The organism is Frankia sp. AgB1.9 (genome assembly GCF_016786355.1).
Lineage (GTDB): Bacteria > Actinomycetota > Actinomycetes > Frankiales > Frankiaceae > Pseudofrankia.
Window position 1 is genome coordinate 1 of record NZ_JADWYX010000093.1, and the last position, 20,041, is coordinate 20,041.

The 20,041-nt window shown below is 75.0% G+C and carries 20 protein-coding genes; 4 read left to right on the forward strand and 16 right to left on the reverse strand.

Annotated features, from left to right (window positions below; all coding sequences use genetic code 11):
- The first annotated feature begins 119 nt into the window (after positions 1 to 119).
- The 4 genes from I6A60_RS29270 to I6A60_RS29285 all read left to right on the forward strand — a co-directional run bounded on the left by I6A60_RS29270 (position 120) and on the right by I6A60_RS29285 (position 4,364).
- On the forward strand, positions 120 to 1,379 hold the full coding sequence (locus I6A60_RS29270) for a helix-turn-helix domain-containing protein (protein ID WP_203055749.1): 1,260 nt from the start codon (positions 120 to 122) through the stop codon (positions 1,377 to 1,379).
- The gene (locus I6A60_RS29275; RefSeq protein ID WP_238436491.1) at positions 1,376 to 1,954 is read left to right on the forward strand and encodes a hypothetical protein; all 579 of its coding nucleotides are present in this window, start codon (positions 1,376 to 1,378) and stop codon (positions 1,952 to 1,954) included. The genes I6A60_RS29270 and I6A60_RS29275 overlap by 4 nt, the downstream gene beginning before the upstream one ends.
- 128 nt (positions 1,955 to 2,082) lie before the next feature.
- Positions 2,083 to 2,853 (forward strand): MarR family transcriptional regulator, encoded by a 771-nt coding sequence (locus I6A60_RS42145; RefSeq protein ID WP_238436492.1) that lies wholly within the window; start codon positions 2,083 to 2,085, stop codon positions 2,851 to 2,853.
- Positions 2,854 to 3,152: 299 nt separating this feature from the next.
- Positions 3,153 to 4,364 carry a hypothetical protein gene (locus I6A60_RS29285; protein WP_203011948.1) on the forward strand — a complete coding sequence of 404 codons (1,212 nt, stop codon included), beginning with the start codon at positions 3,153 to 3,155 and terminating at the stop codon, positions 4,362 to 4,364.
- 115 nt (positions 4,365 to 4,479) lie between these two features.
- Here the strand turns inward: I6A60_RS29285 and I6A60_RS29290 are convergent, their stop codons facing one another.
- The 16 genes from I6A60_RS29290 to I6A60_RS29360 all read right to left on the reverse strand — a co-directional run bounded on the left by I6A60_RS29290 (position 4,480) and on the right by I6A60_RS29360 (position 20,035).
- Complete coding sequence (locus I6A60_RS29290) at positions 4,480 to 7,371, reverse strand: BTAD domain-containing putative transcriptional regulator (protein WP_203042578.1); 2,892 nt, start codon at positions 7,369 to 7,371, stop codon at positions 4,480 to 4,482.
- Complete coding sequence (locus I6A60_RS29295; RefSeq protein ID WP_203018954.1) at positions 7,368 to 7,910, reverse strand: pilus assembly protein TadG-related protein; 543 nt, start codon at positions 7,908 to 7,910, stop codon at positions 7,368 to 7,370. The genes I6A60_RS29290 and I6A60_RS29295 overlap by 4 nt, the downstream gene beginning before the upstream one ends.
- Before the next feature lie 2 nt (positions 7,911 to 7,912).
- Positions 7,913 to 8,419 (reverse strand): TadE/TadG family type IV pilus assembly protein, encoded by a 507-nt coding sequence (locus I6A60_RS29300; protein WP_203018966.1) that lies wholly within the window; start codon positions 8,417 to 8,419, stop codon positions 7,913 to 7,915.
- Entirely contained in the window at positions 8,416 to 8,937 is a 522-nt protein-coding gene (locus tag I6A60_RS29305; protein ID WP_307873925.1) for a pilus assembly protein, read from the reverse strand. The genes I6A60_RS29300 and I6A60_RS29305 overlap by 4 nt, the downstream gene beginning before the upstream one ends.
- A 2-nt stretch (positions 8,938 to 8,939) precedes the next feature.
- The gene (locus I6A60_RS29310; protein WP_203018970.1) at positions 8,940 to 9,203 is read right to left on the reverse strand and encodes a hypothetical protein; all 264 of its coding nucleotides are present in this window, start codon (positions 9,201 to 9,203) and stop codon (positions 8,940 to 8,942) included.
- Positions 9,204 to 9,241: 38 nt separating this feature from the next.
- Positions 9,242 to 10,150: a type II secretion system F family protein gene (locus I6A60_RS29315; RefSeq protein ID WP_203018972.1), complete on the reverse strand. Its 909-nt coding sequence runs from the start codon at positions 10,148 to 10,150 to the stop codon at positions 9,242 to 9,244.
- Positions 10,147 to 11,013 carry a type II secretion system F family protein gene (locus I6A60_RS29320; RefSeq protein ID WP_203018981.1) on the reverse strand — a complete coding sequence of 289 codons (867 nt, stop codon included), beginning with the start codon at positions 11,011 to 11,013 and terminating at the stop codon, positions 10,147 to 10,149. The genes I6A60_RS29315 and I6A60_RS29320 overlap by 4 nt, the downstream gene beginning before the upstream one ends.
- Complete coding sequence (locus I6A60_RS29325; RefSeq protein ID WP_307873926.1) at positions 11,010 to 12,320, reverse strand: ATPase, T2SS/T4P/T4SS family; 1,311 nt, start codon at positions 12,318 to 12,320, stop codon at positions 11,010 to 11,012. The genes I6A60_RS29320 and I6A60_RS29325 overlap by 4 nt, the downstream gene beginning before the upstream one ends.
- Positions 12,317 to 13,525, reverse strand: a complete 1,209-nt coding sequence (locus I6A60_RS42150) for a hypothetical protein (RefSeq protein ID WP_238436493.1) — start codon at positions 13,523 to 13,525, stop codon at positions 12,317 to 12,319. Before I6A60_RS42150 ends, I6A60_RS29325 begins: the two co-directional genes overlap by 4 nt.
- Positions 13,522 to 14,226: an SAF domain-containing protein gene (locus I6A60_RS29330; protein WP_307873927.1), complete on the reverse strand. Its 705-nt coding sequence runs from the start codon at positions 14,224 to 14,226 to the stop codon at positions 13,522 to 13,524. The genes I6A60_RS42150 and I6A60_RS29330 overlap by 4 nt, the downstream gene beginning before the upstream one ends.
- Positions 14,223 to 15,173, reverse strand: coding sequence for a hypothetical protein (locus tag I6A60_RS42155; protein ID WP_238436494.1), 951 nt, complete (start codon positions 15,171 to 15,173; stop codon positions 14,223 to 14,225). The genes I6A60_RS29330 and I6A60_RS42155 overlap by 4 nt, the downstream gene beginning before the upstream one ends.
- On the reverse strand, positions 15,167 to 15,640 hold the full coding sequence (locus I6A60_RS29340; protein WP_307873928.1) for a hypothetical protein: 474 nt from the start codon (positions 15,638 to 15,640) through the stop codon (positions 15,167 to 15,169). The genes I6A60_RS42155 and I6A60_RS29340 overlap by 7 nt, the downstream gene beginning before the upstream one ends.
- 719 nt (positions 15,641 to 16,359) lie before the next feature.
- A complete protein-coding gene (locus I6A60_RS29345; protein WP_203018985.1) occupies positions 16,360 to 17,574 on the reverse strand; it encodes a methyltransferase, FxLD system in 1,215 nt (404 codons plus the stop codon).
- A 62-nt stretch (positions 17,575 to 17,636) separates the two neighbouring features.
- On the reverse strand, positions 17,637 to 18,563 hold the full coding sequence (locus tag I6A60_RS29350) for a thiopeptide-type bacteriocin biosynthesis protein (RefSeq protein WP_203018995.1): 927 nt from the start codon (positions 18,561 to 18,563) through the stop codon (positions 17,637 to 17,639).
- 54 nt (positions 18,564 to 18,617) lie between these two features.
- Positions 18,618 to 19,445, reverse strand: a complete 828-nt coding sequence (locus I6A60_RS29355) for an SAM-dependent methyltransferase (RefSeq protein WP_203018997.1) — start codon at positions 19,443 to 19,445, stop codon at positions 18,618 to 18,620.
- Complete coding sequence (locus tag I6A60_RS29360; protein WP_203018999.1) at positions 19,442 to 20,035, reverse strand: hypothetical protein; 594 nt, start codon at positions 20,033 to 20,035, stop codon at positions 19,442 to 19,444. The genes I6A60_RS29355 and I6A60_RS29360 overlap by 4 nt, the downstream gene beginning before the upstream one ends.
- Positions 20,036 to 20,041 lie beyond the last annotated feature (6 nt).

Genomic DNA, 20,041 nt, shown 5'->3' on the forward strand with positions numbered 1-20,041 from the left:
CCCAACGGAAGGGGCCGGGGCGCCGCCCGGTGGGCGCTGCCCACCGACCCGGCGGTCGGTGGCCCCCAGGGGCGGAAACCGCCGCCCGCCTACCGACGAGGAGAAGGGGACCGAGCCCCATGGATACCCAGCCCACCCCCGGCCAGCCCGCCGCTGGCCGGGCCGCGCCCGAGGAGTCGACCGGTGGCCTACCGGCGAACCTGACCACCGCCCTGAAGATCATGAATGGTGCGGGTGGACCGTTGACCGCGTCCGAGCTGGCCGCCCGGATGGGAAAAGGCCGCTGGATCGCCCACAACGCGCTGCTGCGCCTGGAGGCGTCCGGGCACGTCACCCGCGCCCCCGACGCCGTACCCAACGGAAGGGGCCGGGGCGCCGCCCGGTGGGCGCTGCCCACCGACCCGGCGGTCGGTGGCCTGCTCGGCGGCCTGGAGGCGGCGCTGCGCGTGGTGGAGGCCGGCGGTGGGCCGGTGACCACCGCCCAGCTCGCGGCCCGCCTCGGGGTGTCTTACACGACGGCACGCGCCGCGATCGGCCGGCTGGAGGCGTCCGGGCACCTCACTCGCGCCCCTGACGCCGCCCCCAACGGCACGGGCTACGGCGCCGCCCGGTGGGCGCTGCCCACCGACTCGGCCCTCGGTGGCCTCGCCGAGGACCTCGCGGCCGCCCTGCACGTGATCGAGACGGCCGGTGGGCCAGTGACTGCCACCGAGCTAGCGACCCGTCTGGGCGTGTCCCACCCGACGGCCTACGGCGCGCTCGCCCGGCTGGAGGCGTCCGGGCACCTGACCCGCGCCCCCGACGCTGCCCCTGGCCGAGGAGGCCCGCCCGCTGCCCGGTGGGCGTTGCCGACCGACCCGGCGGTCGGTGGCCTGCGCGACGACCTCGCGGATGTCCTGCGCATGGTGGAAGCGGCCGGTGGGCCGGTGACCGTAGGCCAGGTGGCTTCCCGGCTCGGCAGGGCCATCCAGACGGCGCGCGCCGCCCTCGGCCGGTTGGAAGCGTCCGGGCACCTGAGCCGCGCCCCCGACGCTGCCCCTGGCCGAGCAGGCCGGGTCGCTGCCCGGTGGGCGTTGCCGACCGACCCGAGCATCGGTGGCCTGCGCGACGACCTCGCGGATGTTCTGCGCGTGGCGAAGGACGCCGACACGCCGGTGACCGCCGGCGAGGTGGCCGGCCGGCTCGGCAGAGACGTCACGACGGCACGCGCCGCCCTCCGCCGGCTGGAGGCGACCGGGCACCTGACCCGCGCCCCCCGTACGGCCCCGCCCCGCCGGGGCCCCGGCAGCGCCACCCGGTGGACCCTCCCGCCCGACCCGACGATCGACCACCGCGCCGCCGACTCGGCGCCCCCGGCCCGCGACCTGGCCACGCGATGACGACCCCGCCCCACCACCCCACACCCGCCAACAGCCCGGCGGACCGGCCGCGCGATGCGATCCCGGAGCTGATGCGCGGGCTACCCGTCGACCTGCGGCGAGACCTACCGATCCCGGCGTCCACAGCCCTCTACCCGGACGGGACACCGGACTTCTCCACCGTCGATGGCCGCGCCGCGTTCCGCCTCGCCACAACCGGACGATGCGGCATCTGCGGGAACCCGTTCGACCGCGAGGTCGCCTTCCTCGGCGGCCCGGGCGCCGTGCAGGCCCGCGCCTACCACGATCCGCCGATGCACGAGAGCTGCGGCGAAGCGTCCACCCGCCTCTGCCCGGCCCTGGCCCGCCACCACAGGCGGCGCCCGACCGACCGCCGCTCCACCGGGGCCATCCCGGCCGACAGCTCAGCGGACCTGCCGGAGGTCTGGGTGATGTGGATCTGCCGGGGCTTCGCCGTCGCCGTCCCCGACGGCTACCCCGTCTTCCGCCCCCAACCGCCCATCCGACTGCGCACCTACGCATACACCCCCGACGGTCGGCTCGCCGAAACAACCCGCCCACCGACCCGCCCCTGATCATCCGGGGCCGATATCGCCACCGGTCACCGGGGCGCCGACCGGCCCTCAGCGCCACCTACGCCCGCCGCCGCCCGGCGGCGGACCGGCATCCACCGCCCCGCCGACGCGGACAGGACCCCTATGCCATGCCCGACCAGCCCGCCCCCACCACACCCGCCCCAGCCCGGCCCGCTGACCTGCCGGCGCACCTCGCCCTCATCCTGGACACCCTCACCCATGCACGCCGGCCCCTGACCACGACCGACCTCGCCCGCCGGACCGGGAAAGACCGCCGCACCATCAACAAGGCCCTCGCGGTCCTGCACGCGGCCGGGCACATCACCCGCGCCCCCGACGCCGCCAGCGTCGGCGGCCCGCGCGCCCGCCGCTGGACCCTGCCCACCGACCCGACCGCCGGTGGCCTACCCGCCGAACTCGCCACCGTCCTCGACGTCCTCGCGACCGCCGGCCAGCCCCTCACCGCGACCGACCTCGCCGAGCGCTGCGGGCGATCCCTGCCCTGGAGCTACACCGCGCTCGCCCGCCTCGAAGCAACCGGCCACCTCACCCGCGCCGACCCAGCGCCTTCCACCCGCCCGGGCCCGGCGCCCGCGCGCTGGACCCTGCCCGACATCCCGGACCGCGACCCGCGACGGGCGCCGCTCGCCGCCGACGGCGCGGGGGGTCACACCCTGACCACCAGCGCGCACTCCGGCAGCCAGATCACGGTGCGGCCCGAACCCGCCGCCCGCCCGGCGCTGGTCACGTTGCGGCTCGACGTCCATGCGACCACGACCATCGCCGCCGCCTCCCTCGACGCGACCGAAGCCCGGGCGCTCGCCGCCGCGCTCACCCACGCGGCAGACCAGCTCTGCGCCGACACCGTCCTGCCCGCAGTCGGTGGCGCGACCGCCTAAGGCCCCGGCGCCGACCGTGCACCACCGCAACGCCAGCCCCGCCGCCACGGCGACGGCGGTAGCGGCGTCCCGGCGGCCCCGCCACGGCGCCCAGCGATGGGGTCACGGCCAAGCGCCAGCCGGCATCCCGAGGGCGGGGACGGGACGCCGGCTCTTCACGGCTTCGCCCGGAGGCCGATGCCCCGGGGCCTGGATGGCGTGGTGTTGCCGGTGCGTGGGCGGCGGGCGCCTTCTGGCGGTGATCGGGCAGATGGCGCGACCGGCCCGCCAGGCTAGTCGCGTGGTGCCAGACTCGCGGTATGAGTGATCGGCCGGATCTGTCTCGGCTCGGTGACGTCGCCGCGGCCGGCTCGCGGGAGCTGGACCGGGTTTGTGAGGAGGTCGCCGCGGAGTTGGTCGCTGCCGGGGTTGAGCCGCCGTTCTCGCTGCGGTCGGCGGATCTGCGGGCCGACCCGTGGGCGATCACGGCGGACCGGTACTTCCGGCGCCGGTTGCTGGCGGAGCCGTCCGTGGAGGTCGCGGCCCGGGCCGCCCGCTGGCTGTGTGAGCACGCCGAGGCGGCGGTCCGCGCGGACCTGTTCGAGCGATGGGCGATGGGCTTTGCGTTCGTGACTCGCGACACGGTCGAGTCGGGCGAGGACCTGACCCGGGCGAGCAGCCGGATCCTCGCGGCGTATGACGGCCACGCCGAGGTGTGCGCGTTCGCGGCGATCTACCAGGCGGGGAAGCTACGGGCGAACTTCTGGTTCGCCGAGCTGGAAACCTTCCTGACCTGCTCACCGCTGGCCGCCGCCGGCCGTGATCTGCACGGCCCGCTGGTCACCGCGCTGCGGGCGTTCGCCGCCTGCGGCCTGCGCGACACCACCCGAGGGGTCGCTCTGGTGCAGGCCGCGTGGACGGAGGTCCCGCGTAGCCGTGAGGTCACCGATGTGTGCCTGCACGCCCTCGACGTGGCGTGGCCGTCGGCCGGCCAGGGTGAGCTGCTGCGCCGCTACGCGACCGACGCGGTCGCGACCAGCCCGGCGGCGCACCCGTGGTGGTATCGCCGGGCCCGGGGCGAGCGCCGCTGCGGCGATCTCGAGGCGGCGGCGACGGCGATCCAGACCGCGTTGGCAGCCCTGCCCGCGCACGGCAGCCGCACCGCGCACGAGCACCTCCAGGAGCGGTATCTGCGCGAACGGGACCTGATCTGGCAGCTCGCCGCCACACCCACCCCCGACCCGCCGCGTCCCGCGCCCCCCGTCCCACCCGCCGCCCTGGTCGCCGCGATCGCGGCCGTCGCCCTCGCCGCCGCCGCAACGGTGACCGCCACCGGGCACACCTCCAGCACCGTCTCCTCGTGGCGCGACGCGCTCGGGCGGGAGGTCCTGCTGGCCGTGTCCCTTCTGCTGTTCACCGGGTGTGTGCTGCTGATCGGCGCAGCCTGGCGACGGCTGGTCGCCACACCCCCCGACCGCGCGGCCCGAGAGGCCGCCGGCCCGACCAGCACGCCCGGCCACCACGAGACCTAGAAAGATCCACACCGGCGGGTCCCGGTCCGTGCGCCCCGCCCGCGCCTGACCGAGGCCCAGACCCCGAGGCCCCCGGGCCGGTGGCCCGGTGCCCACGAGGCAGCCGCCTTCCCCGTCAGCGGCGAACGATCCGGGCGAGGACGGCCTGGGTGTCGGGGGTGGGATCGACGCCGAGGGGTTCGAGGGCGTCGGTGAGGCGCCGGTAGGCCAGGCGGGCGGCCTCAGGTCGGCCGGTGGCGGCGTGGATGCGCATCATGTGGACGTAGAGCGCCTCCACGTGGGGCGCGAGGCCGATCGCGATTTCCAGGTAGGCCAGTGCCTGGTCGGGCTGGGTGTCGGCGTGCAGGTCCGCGAGGTCGGCGAGCGCGGAGAGGACGCGGTGTTCGAGGTCGGCGGCCGGGGTCGCGGCCCACTCGTAGGCGGTGTCCCCGAACGCTGGCTCGCCGGCGAGCGCGACCGCCCAGCAGAGCGCCTGAATGCGGCCGGCGTCGGTGGCGGCCCGGCCGGCGTCGGCAAGCGCGGCCTCGAACTCCCACAGGTCGACGGCCAGCTGGTCGGGGTTGAGCCGGTAGCCGGTCTTCTTGTCCCCGGGCAGAAACAGGGTGCCGTCCTGGCCGGTCGCGGTCCGCAGCGCGGCGCGGAGCTGGCCAATGGCCTGGTAGATGAGGTTTCTGGCTTTGACCGGTGGCCGGTCGGGGAGCAGGTCGGCGCAGAGTTGGTCGCCGGTGACTCCGCCGCGGTGCACGGCGAGGTAGGCGGCGACTTCGAGGCTGCGGGCGAGTAGTCCGCTGGTGCGTGGCTGCCCGTCCAGGAGCAGCGTGGGCCGGCCGAACACCTGCAGCCGGACCCGGCCGGCCTCGACCGGTCCCGGTGCGGGGCCGGCCGGGGCTGCTGGGACGGCTGAGGGCGGCGAGACGGCGCTGGAGCTGGTGGCGGCCGGTTGTGGGGCTTTCCCGTTGCTGGACGCCCCGGTCGCCGGGTCGATACCCCGCTGGTGGTCGCCGTCAGGTGGCCCGAGAGGCGCCGATGTCGGGGACGGGGCGGGCGGAAGGTCGGGGGTGAGGTCGTGGGCGGCGGCGGTCAGGCGTAGCAGCTCGGCGGCGTCGCCAGCGGACAGCTGCGGCCAGGGCGTCGCGCCGTCGGGTCCGGTCTGCTGGCCGTCCGCGTCGAGCCAGACCGCGTCGGGTGCGGGGCCGACGGTGAGGACGTACACGCCGAGGCGGGCGGCGTCGCGGGCCAGCGCGCCGAGGCGGCCGGTGAGACCAGCGTCGGCGGCGGCGGGCTGGTCGAGGACCGCGAGAACCGTCGGGAAGGTGTCATCGGGGACGCGGTCGCGCAGCGCGGTGAGGGTGGTGACGGCAGCGTCGGTCATCGCCCGGCGGCGGTGCAGGGCCTCGGCGTCGAGCCGGTCGGCCACGGCGGCTGGTCTGTCGGTGAGGGTGACCTGCGGGAGGAGCCCGAGCAGATCTTCGGGCAGGGCGAGGCGGCGGGCCGTGGCGGTGGAGATGAGAAGCCAGCCGGGCGCGGGCCGTGGGGTGCGGGGGAAGTCGCGGTGGTGCCCGACGAGGAGCGTGACGATGATCGCCCGGGCGGCGCCCTCGGCGCCCGGGCCGTCGAACGCCAGAGTCCCGCCGCCGAGGAGCGCGTCGGGCAGCAGGCCCCCACCGCCACCGCCACCGTCACCGGAAGCCGGAGGGCCGGACGGCGCCAGGGGGCCGGTGCCCGGGCTGGCCAACTCTGGCGGCCCTGGTGGGTGTGGTGGGGCCGGGTCTGGGTCGTCGTCGGGGTGGGTGCGTTCGGCGCGCAGGATCTCCCGGACGACGAGGGCGAGTGGTGGCTGGGCTGGTGGTGGGGTGTCGGGTGGGGCGGGTAGGCGCATCCGTCGGGTGCGTAGGAGCCGGGCGAGGGTGACCGCCGCCGCGACCGCGGCGAGCAGAGCCAGGGGCAGCACGGCGCCGGACGGGAGCCGTACGACCGGCCCAGGTCCCGGTGTCCGCGACACGGGCGCCGGGGCGTGGCGCGGGGCCGGGGACGCCGTCCCCGGCGGGGCCGTCGGCGGCGCGGCGCGCGGCGTCGGTGCGGTCGGCGGGGTCGGTGTGGCGGGTGTCGGGAGCAGGGTCGGCGTCCAGGGCGTGGCCGCCGTTGACGCGGACGCCGCCGGCCCGGTCGGCGCGGTCGTCGGCGCTGTGCTCGTGCTTGAGGTGCCCGGCGTCGTCGCTGTCGTCGGTGTGGGCGGCGGAGTGTCTGGGTTCGGGCTGGTGGGGGTGGGGAGGTTGGTGGCGTCGGCGGGCAGAGTGAGGGTCCAGCCGGGGCGGATGATGTCGGGGTCGGTGAGCCGCCCTCCGTCGGGTTGGGGGCGCTCACGGTTGAGGCTGTAGATCTGGCGCCAGCGCAGCCCGTCGCCGAGGTGGCGGTCCGCGAGCCCCCACAGGCTGGTCCCCGGCACGACCACAATCTCCGGCAGCCCCGCCTCGGCGGACGCGGCTGGGTTGGGGGCGCTCTGGCGGGTCACCTGTTCCGGCGGTCCCAAGTGGGCGGGTGCGGTGCTGACCGGGGCGGGCCGGCGCGCGGCGGACGCGATGTCGAGACCGGCGGTGGGGACCGGTTTCGGAGCGCGCAACATGGCGGCGAGCAGCCCGGCGGTGATCGCCGCGATCAGGGCGGCGGCGAGTGCCTGCCCGGGGCCGAGCGTCGGGATGTGTGGCCGGGACCGGCCGGACAGCTGGGCGACGACTTCCGCGGTGAACGAGACGACGAGCGCGGTCCAGGCGTACCAGAACAGGCAGCCCAGCACCCCGAGGATCAGGCCGTCGGTCAGCGGCTCGCTGAGCGTCTGGCTGATCTCGGCGCCGGACGGGACGTGGTGGGGTAACGGCCAGCCGACCAGCCGCCACATCACGACCGGGCTCGCGACCAGCAGTCCGACGGTCGCGGCCAACGCGACCAGCGCCCGCCCGACAGCGACAGCCCGGCCCAGGGCGCGGGCGGGCCGGTGGGCGCGGGTCATGGCGGTCCCGGGCCGGTGACGAGGCCGACGGTCGCGGTACCTGTCTCGGTCAGTGTGCCAACGCCGATGAGGCCGAGTGCGGTCGTGGCGGTCCGGGCGGTGACGGTGACCGTGACGGTCGCGGTGGTGGCGGTCGCGGTGCCCTGGGCGTGGTTCGCGGCCAGGAACGCGAGAGCGCGGGCGCGGGCGGCGGGCGGGTTCAGCCCGACGGCACCGGACGCCCGGACGGCGTTCTCGTCGAGTTGCTGGGCGCCGGCCCGTGCCGCTTCCGCCGCGAGGCTGATGGCCGCGGACTTCGCGGCCAGTGCCCGGCCGCCGTCCACGACGAGGCCGGCGAGCGCGAGCAGGCCGACCGCGAGGACCGCGACCACCGCCGTGATCTGGCCCCGGTCATCCGCCCTACGCCGCCCGGTGGCCTGGCCTCGTGTGGGCCTGGGCGGCGCGCAGAGCGGCTGCGCCTCGCCCTGCCCGGCGTTCGGTGTGGTCCCTGGCGGCCCGGCGGCGCGGTCGTCCCGCCGGCGACGATCCGCTGGCGTCATCCTCATGGCTGGGCCGGCTGGTCTGGGAGCGGGAGATCGAAGGGGCCGAGACCAACGGCTCGGTATTTGTCGAGGACCTCACTCGCCGACGCGGTCAGGGTCACCGACCCCGGCAGTCCAAGGCCGGTCAGGTCTCCCAGGCGGACAGTGCATTGGACGGTGGCGGTCACCGTGCCGCCGGGGACGAAGTCCGAGACGTCGAGCGACACGGTCGGGGTCTGGCAGCCGGCCGTGTCACCCGTGGTCATCCCGGCGACGGCGTCACGGGCGGCGCTGACGGCGTCGGTGGGCGTGCGGGCGATGGTGGCGGCGCGGGCGGCTGCTGCGGCGGCGTCGTTGACCTGCATCCGAGCCTCGGTCTGGCGGCCGGCCGCGAGGACCGCGAGCGCGAGGAGCACCAGCAGCGGGGCGAGCAACGCCAGCTCGACGGCCGCCGATCCCCGCTCCCGCCCCGGCCGGCCCCGGCGGGCGCCGCCCGGCCGGAGGTGCCCGGGCGGGCGACGGGTCACGGTGTCCCCACCCCGGCCGCGAGCCCCTGGACCTGGGGTCGGAACCGCTCCCGGACACCCGTCGCCCGGGCAGTGATCTTCGGATGGATCAGTGGGATCACGTTGGGGGCCCGGCCGGTGATCGTGACGGTGACGGTGTCCGGCCCGACGTCGATCGCCGCCGCCGGATCCAGGAGCAGGTGCGGGGCGAGCTGGGTGAACAGGAGCTGGGCGCGGGTCTGGCCGGCGTCAACGGGGGCGCCGTCGGCGCGGGCGGCCTCGACAGTTTGGCGGGCGGTGGTCGCGGCGATGTGGTCGGCGTGCGCGATCAGCGCGAGCTGCGCGACGAACAGCAGCAACAGTATGAAGACCGGTGTCACCAGGGCGAGTTCCGCGGCGCCCGCTCCCCGGTCGCGTCCGCGCTGGTGCAGGCCGTGTCTGCTTCGGCGGGCCACACCGTGTCTTCGGTCTGGCCGGGTGGTGCGGCGTGGTGGGGTCATGCTCGCCGGTTTCTCCTGGACCGGTCCTGTGGCGGGCATGCCTAGAGCTGGATGCCGTTGACGAGGTCGAGGATCTTGCGGCGCAGGATCGCGGTGACGATGAGGGCGAGGGCGACGAGGACGGCGGTCATGAGCATCGTCTCGGTGGTGTAGCCGCCGTCGCTGCGGCGGGCGCGGGACCGTTCCTCGACCTGTTGCAGCCACAGCTGGACCATCACCACGACGAGTACGGGCAGGGTCAGCGCGTGCCGGGCACGGCCGGGCCGGGTGGGGCTGGTGGGGTGGGGGCGCCGGTTGCGGGTCATGGCGGGGGCTCTCCTGGCAGGGATGGCTCGGGCGGGGGTTAGAGGCTGGTGATGGCGGCGACGGCGGGGTAGCCGATCAGGATCAGGAAGCCGAGGAAGAGGAGGACTACGGGTAGGGACATGCGTTCGGTGGCGGCGGTCGCGTCCGCCTCGGCGGTCGTGAGTTGGCGCAGGCGCAGGGTGGTGGCCTTTTGGGTGAGGGTGGCGCGGATGCGGGCGCCTTCGGTGCCGGCGAGCGCGACCGCCGCCGCGGTCTCGACCAGTTCGCTGACTCCGTGGCGTTCGCCGAGGGTGATCAGGGGTTCCCAGATCGGCCGTCCGGTGAGGACGGCTTGCTCGACGGCGTGGCGCAGTTTCGCGTAGGCGGGGCCGGTGCCGGCGTTCGCGGCGTCATCGAGTGCCTGTTCCAGTCCGGCGCCGCCCGCGAGCGCGATCGTCGCCAGATCCAGAAAGGCGGCGAACGCGGCGCGCAGGGCGCGGCGGGCGGCTTCGGCGTCGGTGTGGACCGTGCGGTCGGGGGCGAAGAACCCGCCCGCGGCGAGCGCGACCGCGAGCACGCCGGGGAGGGCCAGGGGCAGTGGGCTGCCCGCGAGTGCGAGGGCCGCGGCGAGCACGGGGGGCAGGAAGAAGCCGACGACGGCGGCGGTGATTTTCTCGGCGAGATGCGCGGTGGGGTCTCGGTTCAGGGCTGCCAGGTCGGCCCGGCTCGCGCCGGTCAGCAGCCGGCTGGCATCCAGCCGGACGGCCAGTGGCAGGCCTACCCGCGTCGCCCATCCCACCCGGCCCGCCTCGGCCGCGTCCAGGCCGGACGCGGGTGGCGGTGGTGCGGTGGGTTGGAGCTGGGCGAGCAGGGTCGCGAGGTCGGGGCGGCGGGGTCGCAGCCCGGTGTAGGCGAGCCACAGCCCGAGGCCGGTGGCGATCCCGCAGAGCACCGCTGTCCCCGTCACGGCTGGTTCTCCTTGTGTAGCAGCCGGTCGGGGGCGGGAATGCGGTTCATCGCCCCGAGCCAGCGGTACGCCCCGGCGAACAGGCCGCCCACGACCAGCAGCACCAGCTGCCCGGCGACCGTCCGGTAGGGGGCGGCGTAGCCGTGGGTCAGCAGCACCATCCCGGCTGCCATGACGACGGTGGTGGCGATGATGATCCGTACGGAGGTGCGGGTCTGGGCGCGGGCGGCGGTGGTGCGTAGGCGTAGGGCGGCGTGGTCGTGGGCGGCGGTCGCGAGCCGGCCCAGCAGCTCCCCGAGCTGACGTGCCTGCCGCGTGGCGGCGAGTTGCAGGGCGGTGACGACGAGGTCGCCTGTCGGGTCGGCCAAATCGTCAGCCAGGGTGTCGAGGGCGTCGGGTAGCCGGGTGCCGGACTGCAGCGCGACGGCGAGGGTGGTGACTTCGGCGCGGATCGGCGCCGGGGCGATCGGGGCGGTCGCGAGGAGGGCTTGTTCGAGGCCGGCGGCGCCCGACAGGGTGTCGCGCAGCATCTCCGTCCAGCCGGCGATCGCCTCGATCCGCACCGTGCGTGCTGCCTCGGCGCGGCCGGAGGCGACGAGGCCGGGCAGCAGCCAGACCGCGAGCGCGGCCAACAGGCCCCCGACCGGCCAGCCCGTCACCACCCCGACCCCAAGCCCTGCGGCGACAGCGGCAGCGGCGTGCGCCGCACGGACGGGCCGTGACCGGGGTGTGGTGTCCGCCGCCCGGCGGGCGCGCAACGCGTGGAGCCGGTCGGCGGGCTGGGCGGCGCTGCCCGCCAGCCACAGGCCGACCCCGACACCGGTCCCGCAGACGACGGCGAGTGCCAGGTCGGGTCCGGTCATGCGGGCCACCGGTTCCGGTAGCGGGAGACGGCGGCGAGTTGGGCGGCGGTCCCCGGGCGCAGCGGAGCGCCGGGCACCGCGACCCCGTCGGGGCCGGGTCGCCAGACCTCGTTGGAGGAGACGATTATCCCGTCGGCGCCGGTGACCTCCCGGACCGAGGACACCACCCGGACCCCGTCCGCCGTCACCGTCAGGTGGACGACCAGGTGCACGGCACTAGCCGTCAAGAGGTTCGCGGCTTCCAGCGCGAGACCCTCGGCCTGGGCCGCGTAGGCGGCGATCTTCGTGAACACGCCGTCGGAGGAGGAGGCGTGCAGGGTGCACATCGACCCGTCGTTACCGGCGGACATCACCAGCAGCATCGGCACGACCTCGGGCCCGCGGACTTCGCCGACGATGACCCGGTCGGGACTCATGCGCAGGGTCCAGCGGACCTGCTCGGCGACGCTGACTTCCCCTTCGCCCTCGACGTTGGCTTCACGGGCTTGGAGGGCGACGACGTTGTGGTGCAGGCCGTCGCGGCCGAGACCGAGTTCGAAGGAGTCCTCCACGGTCACGATCCGCTCCGTGTCGGGGATCTCGGCGGCCAGCGCCCGGACCAACGTCGTCTTGCCCGCCTGTGTCTGCCCGGAGATGACGATGTTGAGGCGGGCGCGGACCGCCGCGCCGAGGAACTCCGCCAGCTCTGGGGACACGGTGCCGACCCGGATCAGGTCGGTCAGGGTGACGCGCTGGTAGCGGTGGCGGCGCACCGTTATCGACGGCCGGTCCGACACCGCGATGACCGCGAACAGCCGCGAGCCGTCGGGAAGCTGGATCGAGAGCCGGGGCGAGCCTCGGTCCAGGCGGCGTTCCTCGACGCCGACGCGGGCAGCGACGGTGCGGACCATCTCGACCAGCTCCGCATCGGAGGCGGCAACCGGGGCGCCCTGCGTCCAGCCACCCCCGGCACGTCTGACCCAGACGACGTCGGCGCCGTTGATCGCGATGTCCTCGATCGTCGGATCGTCCAGCAGCGGCTGCAGGCCCGCCAGGCCGAACAGCCCGTCCAGGACCGTCCGCAGGATCTGCTCCTCAGCGTGCGGGGAGGTCGGCCGTTGGCCGGCGGCGAGCTGGTCGCGGGCGAGGCGGCCCAGCTCGGCCCGGGCGAGGTCGGCGGCCAGTGCGCGGCGGTCCTCGACCGTCAGCAGCGGCTGGCCCTGGCCGTCGCGGGCCTGCAACCGGGCGGACAGCGCGGCGCCGACCCGGTGGCGGACCTCGGCGACGAGGTCCTCCAGCCCCAGTTCGGCGGCTGGTTGCGGCGTCACGGCCCGCCTGCCCGCGACGATCCGGCGCCGTCGTCGGGTTCGATCAGCGGAACCCAGCCGCCGGGCCGCAGCGTGGTAGGCGCCTCGCCCGGCTGCGGAGCGGCTGGGGCGGTGGGTGGCTGGGAGGCCGGCGGCCATGGGCGCGCGGTCGGTGCCGGCCGCTGGGCGGCCGGGGTGGGCGGGTGGCGAGGCGGTGTCGCCAGCGGCCCGGGTGGCGGCGGGGTTGGTGAGGTGAGGGCGATCCGGGCGGCGAGGCTCGGCGCCTGCATCTGGCTGCCCGCGTGAGGCCCGGTCTGCGCGTCGTCGGCGTGGTCCAGCAGCGCGCGCACGGTGGTCACGACCTCACCGGCGGCGCTCAGCAGCGGCGAGCGCCGTGCCGGCCGGCTTCGGCCGCCTGGTCCGGGCGTGCGGGTGAGCGCGGCGGCGGTGCTCGGGTCATACGGCAGGACCCCGAGCACGGGCAGGCCGAGGACCTCGGCGACCTGGTCGCGCGGCCAGGCGGGCTCGCCGGCGAGCAGGACCCCGACCTGCCCACCGTTCGCCGTCAGCGTCGCGGCACTCGCCCTCAGCCGGGCCAGCTCCACCGGCGTCGGGACTGTGAGCAGCACGAGCAGGTCCGCCCTCGGCGGTGTCGTCGGGTCGATGCGCCCGCAGTCCGCGAGGACCAGCACTCCGCCGGCCGCCGCCGCGGTGAGCGCACGGGTGTCGGAGAGCTCGTCGAGCGCGGCCTGGGTCTGCGCGACCCCGACGGGCGCCACGACGACCCGTAGCCCGGCCGCCGGCCCGGCGGGCAGCGTCTGCCACTGCCCCGCCAGCGGCGCCGGCCCGGGGCGGGCCGCCGCCCACGATCCCAACCCCGGACGCTCCGCCAGCCCGTACCAGACGCCCAGATCCCCACCTGAGCGGTCCGCTTCCACGACGACCACCGGCGGCTCCTGACCCGCCTCGCCTTTCCGGCCCGGCCGGCCGGAAGGCGCCTGCGCGCCGGTCCAGGCGGTGGCCAGCGCCAGGACCGCGACGGTCACCCCCGGGGCGCCCTTCACACTCCCGACCGCGACGACGCCACCGCCCGGACGGCGCTCACCCAGCGGCGCCCGATCGGCGCCTCGTGGCGCTGGCACGCCACCGGCCGGCCCCGGCGCGCCCGGCACGCGGCCCTGGCCCAGCCCGGCGGCCCGGCGGCCGGTGGCCGTCGGCGCGGTCACCGGGCTACCGACCGGGCGACCAGCACCACACGCCCCCCGGCTGCCGCCCGCGCCACGTCGTCGGCGTCCGCGTCGGCGACCTGCACCGCGACGACCACGTCACTCGACCCCTGATCGCCCGCGTCGACCCCGACGACCAGACCCCCGACCCGCGCCCCCACCGGCGCGCCACCGGCCTCGGCGCCGCTGGCGTCGGAGCCGCTCGTGCCGAGCGTCGTGGTGGTGTCGGTGGTCAGGATCGAGATCTGATCACCGGCCCGCAGGCCCGGCGGATAGGAACCGGCTTTCACCGCTATCCCGACCAGCGCCTGCCCAGCCGGCGGGATACGCCCGGCGCCGAGATCGGAGCCGGCGAGCAGGGTGCCCGCGCTCAGCGCGACCGCCGCCGGCCGGCCGACCACCGACCCCTGCGCCCCCGCCTCGACCACGTCGACTCCCGGGCCCACCGCCACCGACACGCCCCGCACGTCCGCGGCGGTGAGGACCTGTCCGGCCGGCACGTCCCGCGTGACCAGCAGCACCTGGCGGCGGCCGTCGCGCGACGCCGACACCGTGAGGAACACCGTCACACTCAGCACGACCAGGACCACCCCGACCGCCGCCCGCAACCCAGGCCGACCACCCCGCCGCCCCGCCCGCCCGCCACGCGCCGCCGCCGGCCGTGTTCCCGCCGCCCGGACCGGGCCCGTCGACAGGGTCACCGTGTTCCCCCTCCGGCCGTGACCACCAGCGCCTGGACCTCCCGCACCGTCACCGCGCTCACCAGCCGCGACGTCAGCCCGCCGAACACACCCGCCTGCCCCGCCCCAGCCCACGCCACCGACCAGGAGACCGTCACCGTGACCGGGAAACGGCCGTCGCCCTGACCCGTCGAGGCCTGGGAGAACGTGATCCCGCAGTCCGGCGACGCCGCCGCGGGGTCATCGATCCCGGGCCGAAACGGCGTCCCCGGCCCGGCACAGACCGTCCGCCCACCCGGGCCGAAATCGAAGGTCACCGACACCGGCCGGGCCGTCGCCGTCACCGCCACCCCAGGAACCGCCGCCGTCGCCGCCACCGGCGCCCACCCGGCCGGCGCGACCCACAGCCACACCGGCACACCCACCAACTGCGGCACGCCCACCGACGGCGACGCACCGATCTGCGGCACCGGCAGCCGCAGCCGACTCGCCGCGCGCTGCGCGAGGACCTGAGGCGACGGCGGGATGATCGTGTCCGCGACCGCGTTCGGGAGCCAACGGACCCCACCTCCCGTGGCCACGCCCAGGCAGTTCCACTCATACCAACCACCGGCCACGCCCGCTGTCGCCTCGGCCGCCACGAGGGGTGAGGCGGGGGTGAAGTCCGGGGCGGGCCGGTAGTAGCAGCCGTCGCTGCCCAGCCAGCCCCAGTCGGGATCGACGCACGGCACGACGGTTCCGTTTCCCGGTAGTCGGCAGGTGGCGGTCGTGCTCTGGCCGCGTGCCCCGGGCGGGAGGGCGGGTGAGGTCAGGACCTGCGGGTGGCCGAGAGTTCCGGCCCACACGTCGCAGCCGTTCTGGGTCGAGGGGCAGTCGGCGCCGCCGAGGATCCCGTCTGCCCGCGCGGGTGCGCCGAAGGCGATGACTAGCAGGACGAGGATGATCGTGAGCGCGGAGGTTCTCAGCACGTCCCGATCTCCTGGATCAGCAGTTGGTCGACCTTCCAGACCCCCGCGTTCTGGAGCAGGAGCGCCTCGGTGAGGTGGCGCCCACCGGGCGTGTCATCTTTGGGTTTCCCGTCGAGGGTGTAACGCAGCCATTGGCTGTCGTCGGTGCAGTCGATGACCGTGATGCGGGTCGGGTTATCCGCCGGGGTCGCCGCTGTCACCCGCGGCGAAAGAGTCGGTTGTCCGCGTCCGACCAGGCCCTGCGACTTGTTCAGGTAGACAGCCTTGTAGACCATCGAGAACGCGGCCCCGCTCAGATGCTGGGCGAGCCGCGGATCCTGGTAGTCGGAGGTCGCGGCGACGGCGACCCAGTCGGCCCACATCCCGCGATACGCCCCCAGCGCGTCACGGCCTGCCTGCTGGGCGGCCGGAGTCAGGAGCGCCGCCGTCGGGAAACCCGACACCAGCGGGCTCGACGCGCCGGACACGCTCGGCGCGGCCGTCCTCGGCGCGGGTGCTGAAGAGACAGCAGGCGGCACCGTCGGCGGGCCCGCGCTCCCGCCGCAACCCGCAAGGAACACGGTCGCGCAGAGCAGGGCGGTGAACAGTGCGTGAGCGCCGTGTGCACCGCGCACTGAGTGACGCAAGATGACCGCCTCATCGCCGACCGCGCACACCGAACGGGATGGTTATCGATGGCGGGCATGCTTCGCGACAAGACGACAAAGGTCACGGCGACAGCCGGACGAACCTCACCTAGGATGCGCCGAAATGTGGGGTTCCTTTTACTGAGCGTAGCTACGCCGGCCACCGGGACCGGCTGGCCCCGTCGCCAGCTGCCGGCTCGGCGCGGCGCGTCGGTGTAAGGCTCGGGGCGCGTCGCCTACCTGGGGTGGAGGCGGCGATCTGGCGTCGCCGGTGGGACGGGCTTGCTTCCGTCTGGATGGCTGGGGTGTTGCATCGGTGGTGCGGGTCGCGGAGTGGCGTTCGGGTGCGGGGAGACGGCCGGTTCCGGTCCGTAGCGCGGTCCCGTCGTGCGGGGTGGCCATACCCGGCTCGCTCGTTTGCTGGCAAGCCAAAACCCTGTGGCACATAAGTGACAGGAGATATGTCCCTAGGTGGGCGAGTCGCCCGATCTTGGCAGGAAGCTGCCGGCCTGTCGCCGCTGGCGGGAGCCCCGGCTGGTAACCGATCGTCAACCCTGCGGTCAGCTCGCGGGCGGCCAGGAGATGACGATCTTGCCGTGTTTGGTCAGGGCGACGGCGGATGTCTCGGGGTCTGGGGGGCGGTTGGTGCCGGTGGGCCAGTAGGTGTAGGTGGGGTGGTGGGTGTGGCGGGTGGTGTCGTCCCAGCGGTGGATCTCGGCGGTGAGGGCGGCGGTGGCTTGGGGGCTGTTGGGGTGGGCGCCGAGCCGGTATCCGCCGTCGGAGGGTTCGGCGATGAGGTAGGCGTGGGACCAGAGGCCCGCGGCGCCGAAGGGTTGCCATTCGCGGGTGCCGGGTCCGAAGAGCGGGGACAGGAGGCGGAAGGAGGGCAGCCAGCAGGCGAGCCAGAGGTAGAGCTCGGCGAAGGCGTGCCGGTCGGGTCGTATGACGTTGGTCCAGACGATGGTCTCGTCGTCGTCGGCGGCGGCCGGGCTGGCGGGGCCCCACGGCTCGGGTTCCGGGTAGGGGGCGAGGGTGAGGTCGCCGCCGTGTTCGGCGAGCACGACGACCCGCCCGCCGGGGCCGGTGTCGGTGTGGGAGGGCAGCAGGTCGGGGAGGGTGACGCTGGTGCTGGTCAGGTGGTCGCCGTCGCGGATGAACGCGACCGTGGCGGTCACCGGACCGAGCTGGAGTGGCAGGACGAGCCGGCCGTCGGCGGCGAGTTGCTCCAGCCAGGCCGGCGGGATGCTTCGGGCCAGTTCGGTCACGAGGATGACATCCGCGGCGTGGCCGAGCGCGGGCAGGGTGTCGTGGCGGTCGGCGTGTAGGAGGGTGACCTGGTCGTCGTAGCCGGTCGCGGCCAGTAGGCGGTGGGCCTGGTCGAGGGCGTGGGTGTTGGTGTCGATGCTGAGGACGTGGCCGCCGGGTCCGACGATCTCGGCGAGGAGTGCGGCGTTCAACCCGTCGGTGCCGATCTCGGCCACGGTCATTCCGGGGTGGAGTTGTGCTTGTTCGATCCGGCGGGCGGCCACGGACGCCGACGGCGGCGAGGCCAGGGCGAGCGGGGCTCTGGCGTCGGTGAGCGTCACCGGCCGGTACGGCGCGTAGGCGGCCTCCAGCGAGGTCCCGGCGGGGAGGAACAGGTGGCGGGGCACGGTCAGGAACGCCCGCTCGACTGCCGGGGTGGTGATCGTTCCGGCGGTGATGAGGGTGTTGACCATCGCGTCGCGTAGCCGCGACGCCGCCTGCGGGGGCGCCGTGGTGTTCGTTTGGGACATCGGGGGTTCTCACTGTCAGAAGGGCCTGCTCGCGGGCTACCGGCCGGGGATCGCGGCGGCGGTCAGCATCGGTCGTAGGCGTCGTTCGCGGCACGGGCGAGGACGGCTTGGGCGGTGGCGGATAGGCCGAGGCGTGACCAGTGGGCGCGGATGAGGGCGACCAGGACGTCGGACAGGTCGCCGGTGAGCAGCCCAGCGGTGGCGGCGGCGGCGAGTTGGGTGCCGGCGGTCGCGGCGGCCTGCGCCCAGCGGCCCTCGATCGCGGTGTGCAGGTGCCGGTCGCTCAGTAGCCGGTGGTGCAGGTCCGCGCCGAGCTGGTGGATGCCGTCCGGTTCGGCCGCGCGGCGCGGCGCCAGCCTGACGCAGACCTGCGCGTAGAGCCCGCCGCGGGCGTGCGGGCTGAGGCCGGCCGCGGTGAGCAGGACGTCCAGGACGGCGATAGACAGGTCGCGGCGGTCCAGCGGCGGGTGCGGGCGGCGGGCGTAGGCGAGCAGGCTATGGCTTTCGGCGACGAACAGGTCGTAGGCGATCGTGGTGCCGCTCAGCCCGCCGAACGGCCGTAGGTCCGGTTCGTGGACCTGCGGCTGGGTCGCCGCGACGGGCCGTCCCCGTCCGAGGTCGTGCAGGAAGGTCCCGAGGGCGGCGGGGTCGGGGTGGCGTAGGTGGACCCGCCAGTCGCCCTCGCGGCGGGCGTACCACCAGTCCACCGGCTCGGCGCCAAGGTGCAGGGTGTCCAGGACCGGGCCCACGATGGCGGCCATCGTCTGCTCGGCGCGCCGCTGATCGGCGAACATCAGCCGGGTGGTGTACCAGCGGAACGCCGCCTGGGTCAGCGCCGCTGTCCCGGCCTCGTGATACGCCGCCAGCGCCGCGCGGACCACCTCCTGCGTCAGGCCGTGCAGCTCCGCCACGTCAGAGACCGGGCCGCCGGCGAGCACGGCCTGCACCGCGTCCACGAGCTGCTCCGGCGTCGCCGCCAACAAGTCCACGCGCACAGCTCCCCCCTTCATCAGGTACCAGCAGGACGTCGAGACCACGGCGGCTCAGGGTTTGGCGCCGACCGCTGCCCAGCAGGACACGTCCGCGTCGGTGAGGGGACCCTCGCTGTGGCCATCGGGCTGCTCGGGAACGTCGCTCCCCACACCGGGGCGCCACCGGTGCGCGACGACAACCCCGGGGTCGACTAGTTCGAGGCCGTCGAAGAAGGAGGCGACCTCGTCGCGGCTGCGTGTCTGGGCGGGGATGCCGAGGGCGCGGTAGATCTTGGCGGCCTGGTCGGCCTGGGCGCGGGCGAAGTCGGCGGTCGCATGCGTGATCGTCAGGTAGCTGCCCGGCGGGAGCGCGTCCAGCAGGGTCGCGACGATGCCGTGCGGGTCGGTGTCATCGGGCAGGAAATGCAGGACCGCGATCAGCGACAGGCCGACTGGACGAGTCAGGTCCAACGTGTCCCGGACCTCGTCCGAGTCGAGGATCCGGCCGGGGTCCAGGAGGTTCGCGTCCAGGTAGGCGGTCGCACCCTCGGGATGACTGGTCAGCAGGGCACGGGCATGCGCCAAAACGATCGGATCGTTGTCCACGTAAAGGACCCGCGCCCGCGGCGTGATCTGCTGGGCGACCTCATGAAGATTAGGCGAGGTCGGAATACCCGTGCCGATGTCCAGAAACTGGTCCACGCCCGCCTCGGCCGCGAGGAACCGGATAGCGCGCCGTAGGAAAGCCCTGTTCGAGCGGGCGACCGTCCGTGCCTGCGGGAAAGTCTCCAGTACCAGCTTCCCGGCCGCGCGATCAGGCGGAAAGTTGTCCTTGCCATCCAGGTACCAGTCGTACATCCGCGCGGAATGCGGCACATCCGTCCGCAGATCAACAGTCATCGTGTCCGCTTTCCGTTTCCTGTGTCAGACGTTGTCAGCGCGGCGGCGCGTAGAGGGGGTCCTGCGGTCATGTCCGTCGGTGGTGTGGCGTCGAGGTCGCCCGCCTGGCGGGGGTGGTTCTCGGCGGTGAGGATCTGCCAGACGACCCGGTCGCTGCTCCCCCCGGGAGCGGTCAGCACAACCTCGTGGCGCACCACGTTCAGGCCCCCGCGGGTAGGCGGCTCGGTCCCGCAAACGACCGTCGCGGACAGCGACGTCTGGGACGGGCGGGTCAGCAGGTCCCCGACCGCGATCGCGAGCGCCGCCCGCGACGGCGACCCGTTCACCGGGAAAACGACCACGTGACGGACGTGGGGAAGCTGGCACATCGCCAGCGCTGCCGGCCACAGACCTCCTGAGGTCACCGCCCGGAACTCCACACCCGCACCGTCCCGAACATGGCGCGCGACCGGCCCGCTGCGCCCACCGCCCCCCAGGCCCGGCTGGCGGCGGATCAACAACCCCGCCGTCCCTACCGGTAGGCGCAGCCACGGCACCCGCACCTCAACATCGACCGCGTCCTCGCCACCCAGCCGCACGGACCTGGCCACCCGGGC

Excerpts from the sequence above, each read along its gene's own strand:
- I6A60_RS29290 (WP_203042578.1), bottom strand. The coding sequence starts at position 7,371 with ATGACCCGCGCCCACCGGCCCGCCCGCGCCCTGGGCCGGGCTGTCGCT.
- I6A60_RS29355 (WP_203018997.1), bottom strand. The coding sequence starts at position 19,445 with ATGACTGTTGATCTGCGGACGGATGTGCCGCATTCCGCGCGGATGTAC.
- I6A60_RS42145 (WP_238436492.1), top strand. The coding sequence starts at position 2,083 with ATGCCCGACCAGCCCGCCCCCACCACACCCGCCCCAGCCCGGCCCGCT.
- I6A60_RS29310 (WP_203018970.1), bottom strand. The coding sequence starts at position 9,203 with ATGACCCGCAACCGGCGCCCCCACCCCACCAGCCCCACCCGGCCCGGC.
- I6A60_RS29270 (WP_203055749.1), top strand. The coding sequence starts at position 120 with ATGGATACCCAGCCCACCCCCGGCCAGCCCGCCGCTGGCCGGGCCGCG.
- I6A60_RS29285 (WP_203011948.1), top strand. The coding sequence starts at position 3,153 with ATGAGTGATCGGCCGGATCTGTCTCGGCTCGGTGACGTCGCCGCGGCC.
- I6A60_RS29275 (WP_238436491.1), top strand. The coding sequence starts at position 1,376 with ATGACGACCCCGCCCCACCACCCCACACCCGCCAACAGCCCGGCGGAC.
- I6A60_RS29295 (WP_203018954.1), bottom strand. The coding sequence starts at position 7,910 with ATGACGCCAGCGGATCGTCGCCGGCGGGACGACCGCGCCGCCGGGCCG.
- I6A60_RS29320 (WP_203018981.1), bottom strand. The coding sequence starts at position 11,013 with ATGACCGGACCCGACCTGGCACTCGCCGTCGTCTGCGGGACCGGTGTC.
- I6A60_RS29345 (WP_203018985.1), bottom strand. The coding sequence starts at position 17,574 with ATGTCCCAAACGAACACCACGGCGCCCCCGCAGGCGGCGTCGCGGCTA.
- I6A60_RS29305 (WP_307873925.1), bottom strand. The coding sequence starts at position 8,937 with ATGCCCGCCACAGGACCGGTCCAGGAGAAACCGGCGAGCATGACCCCA.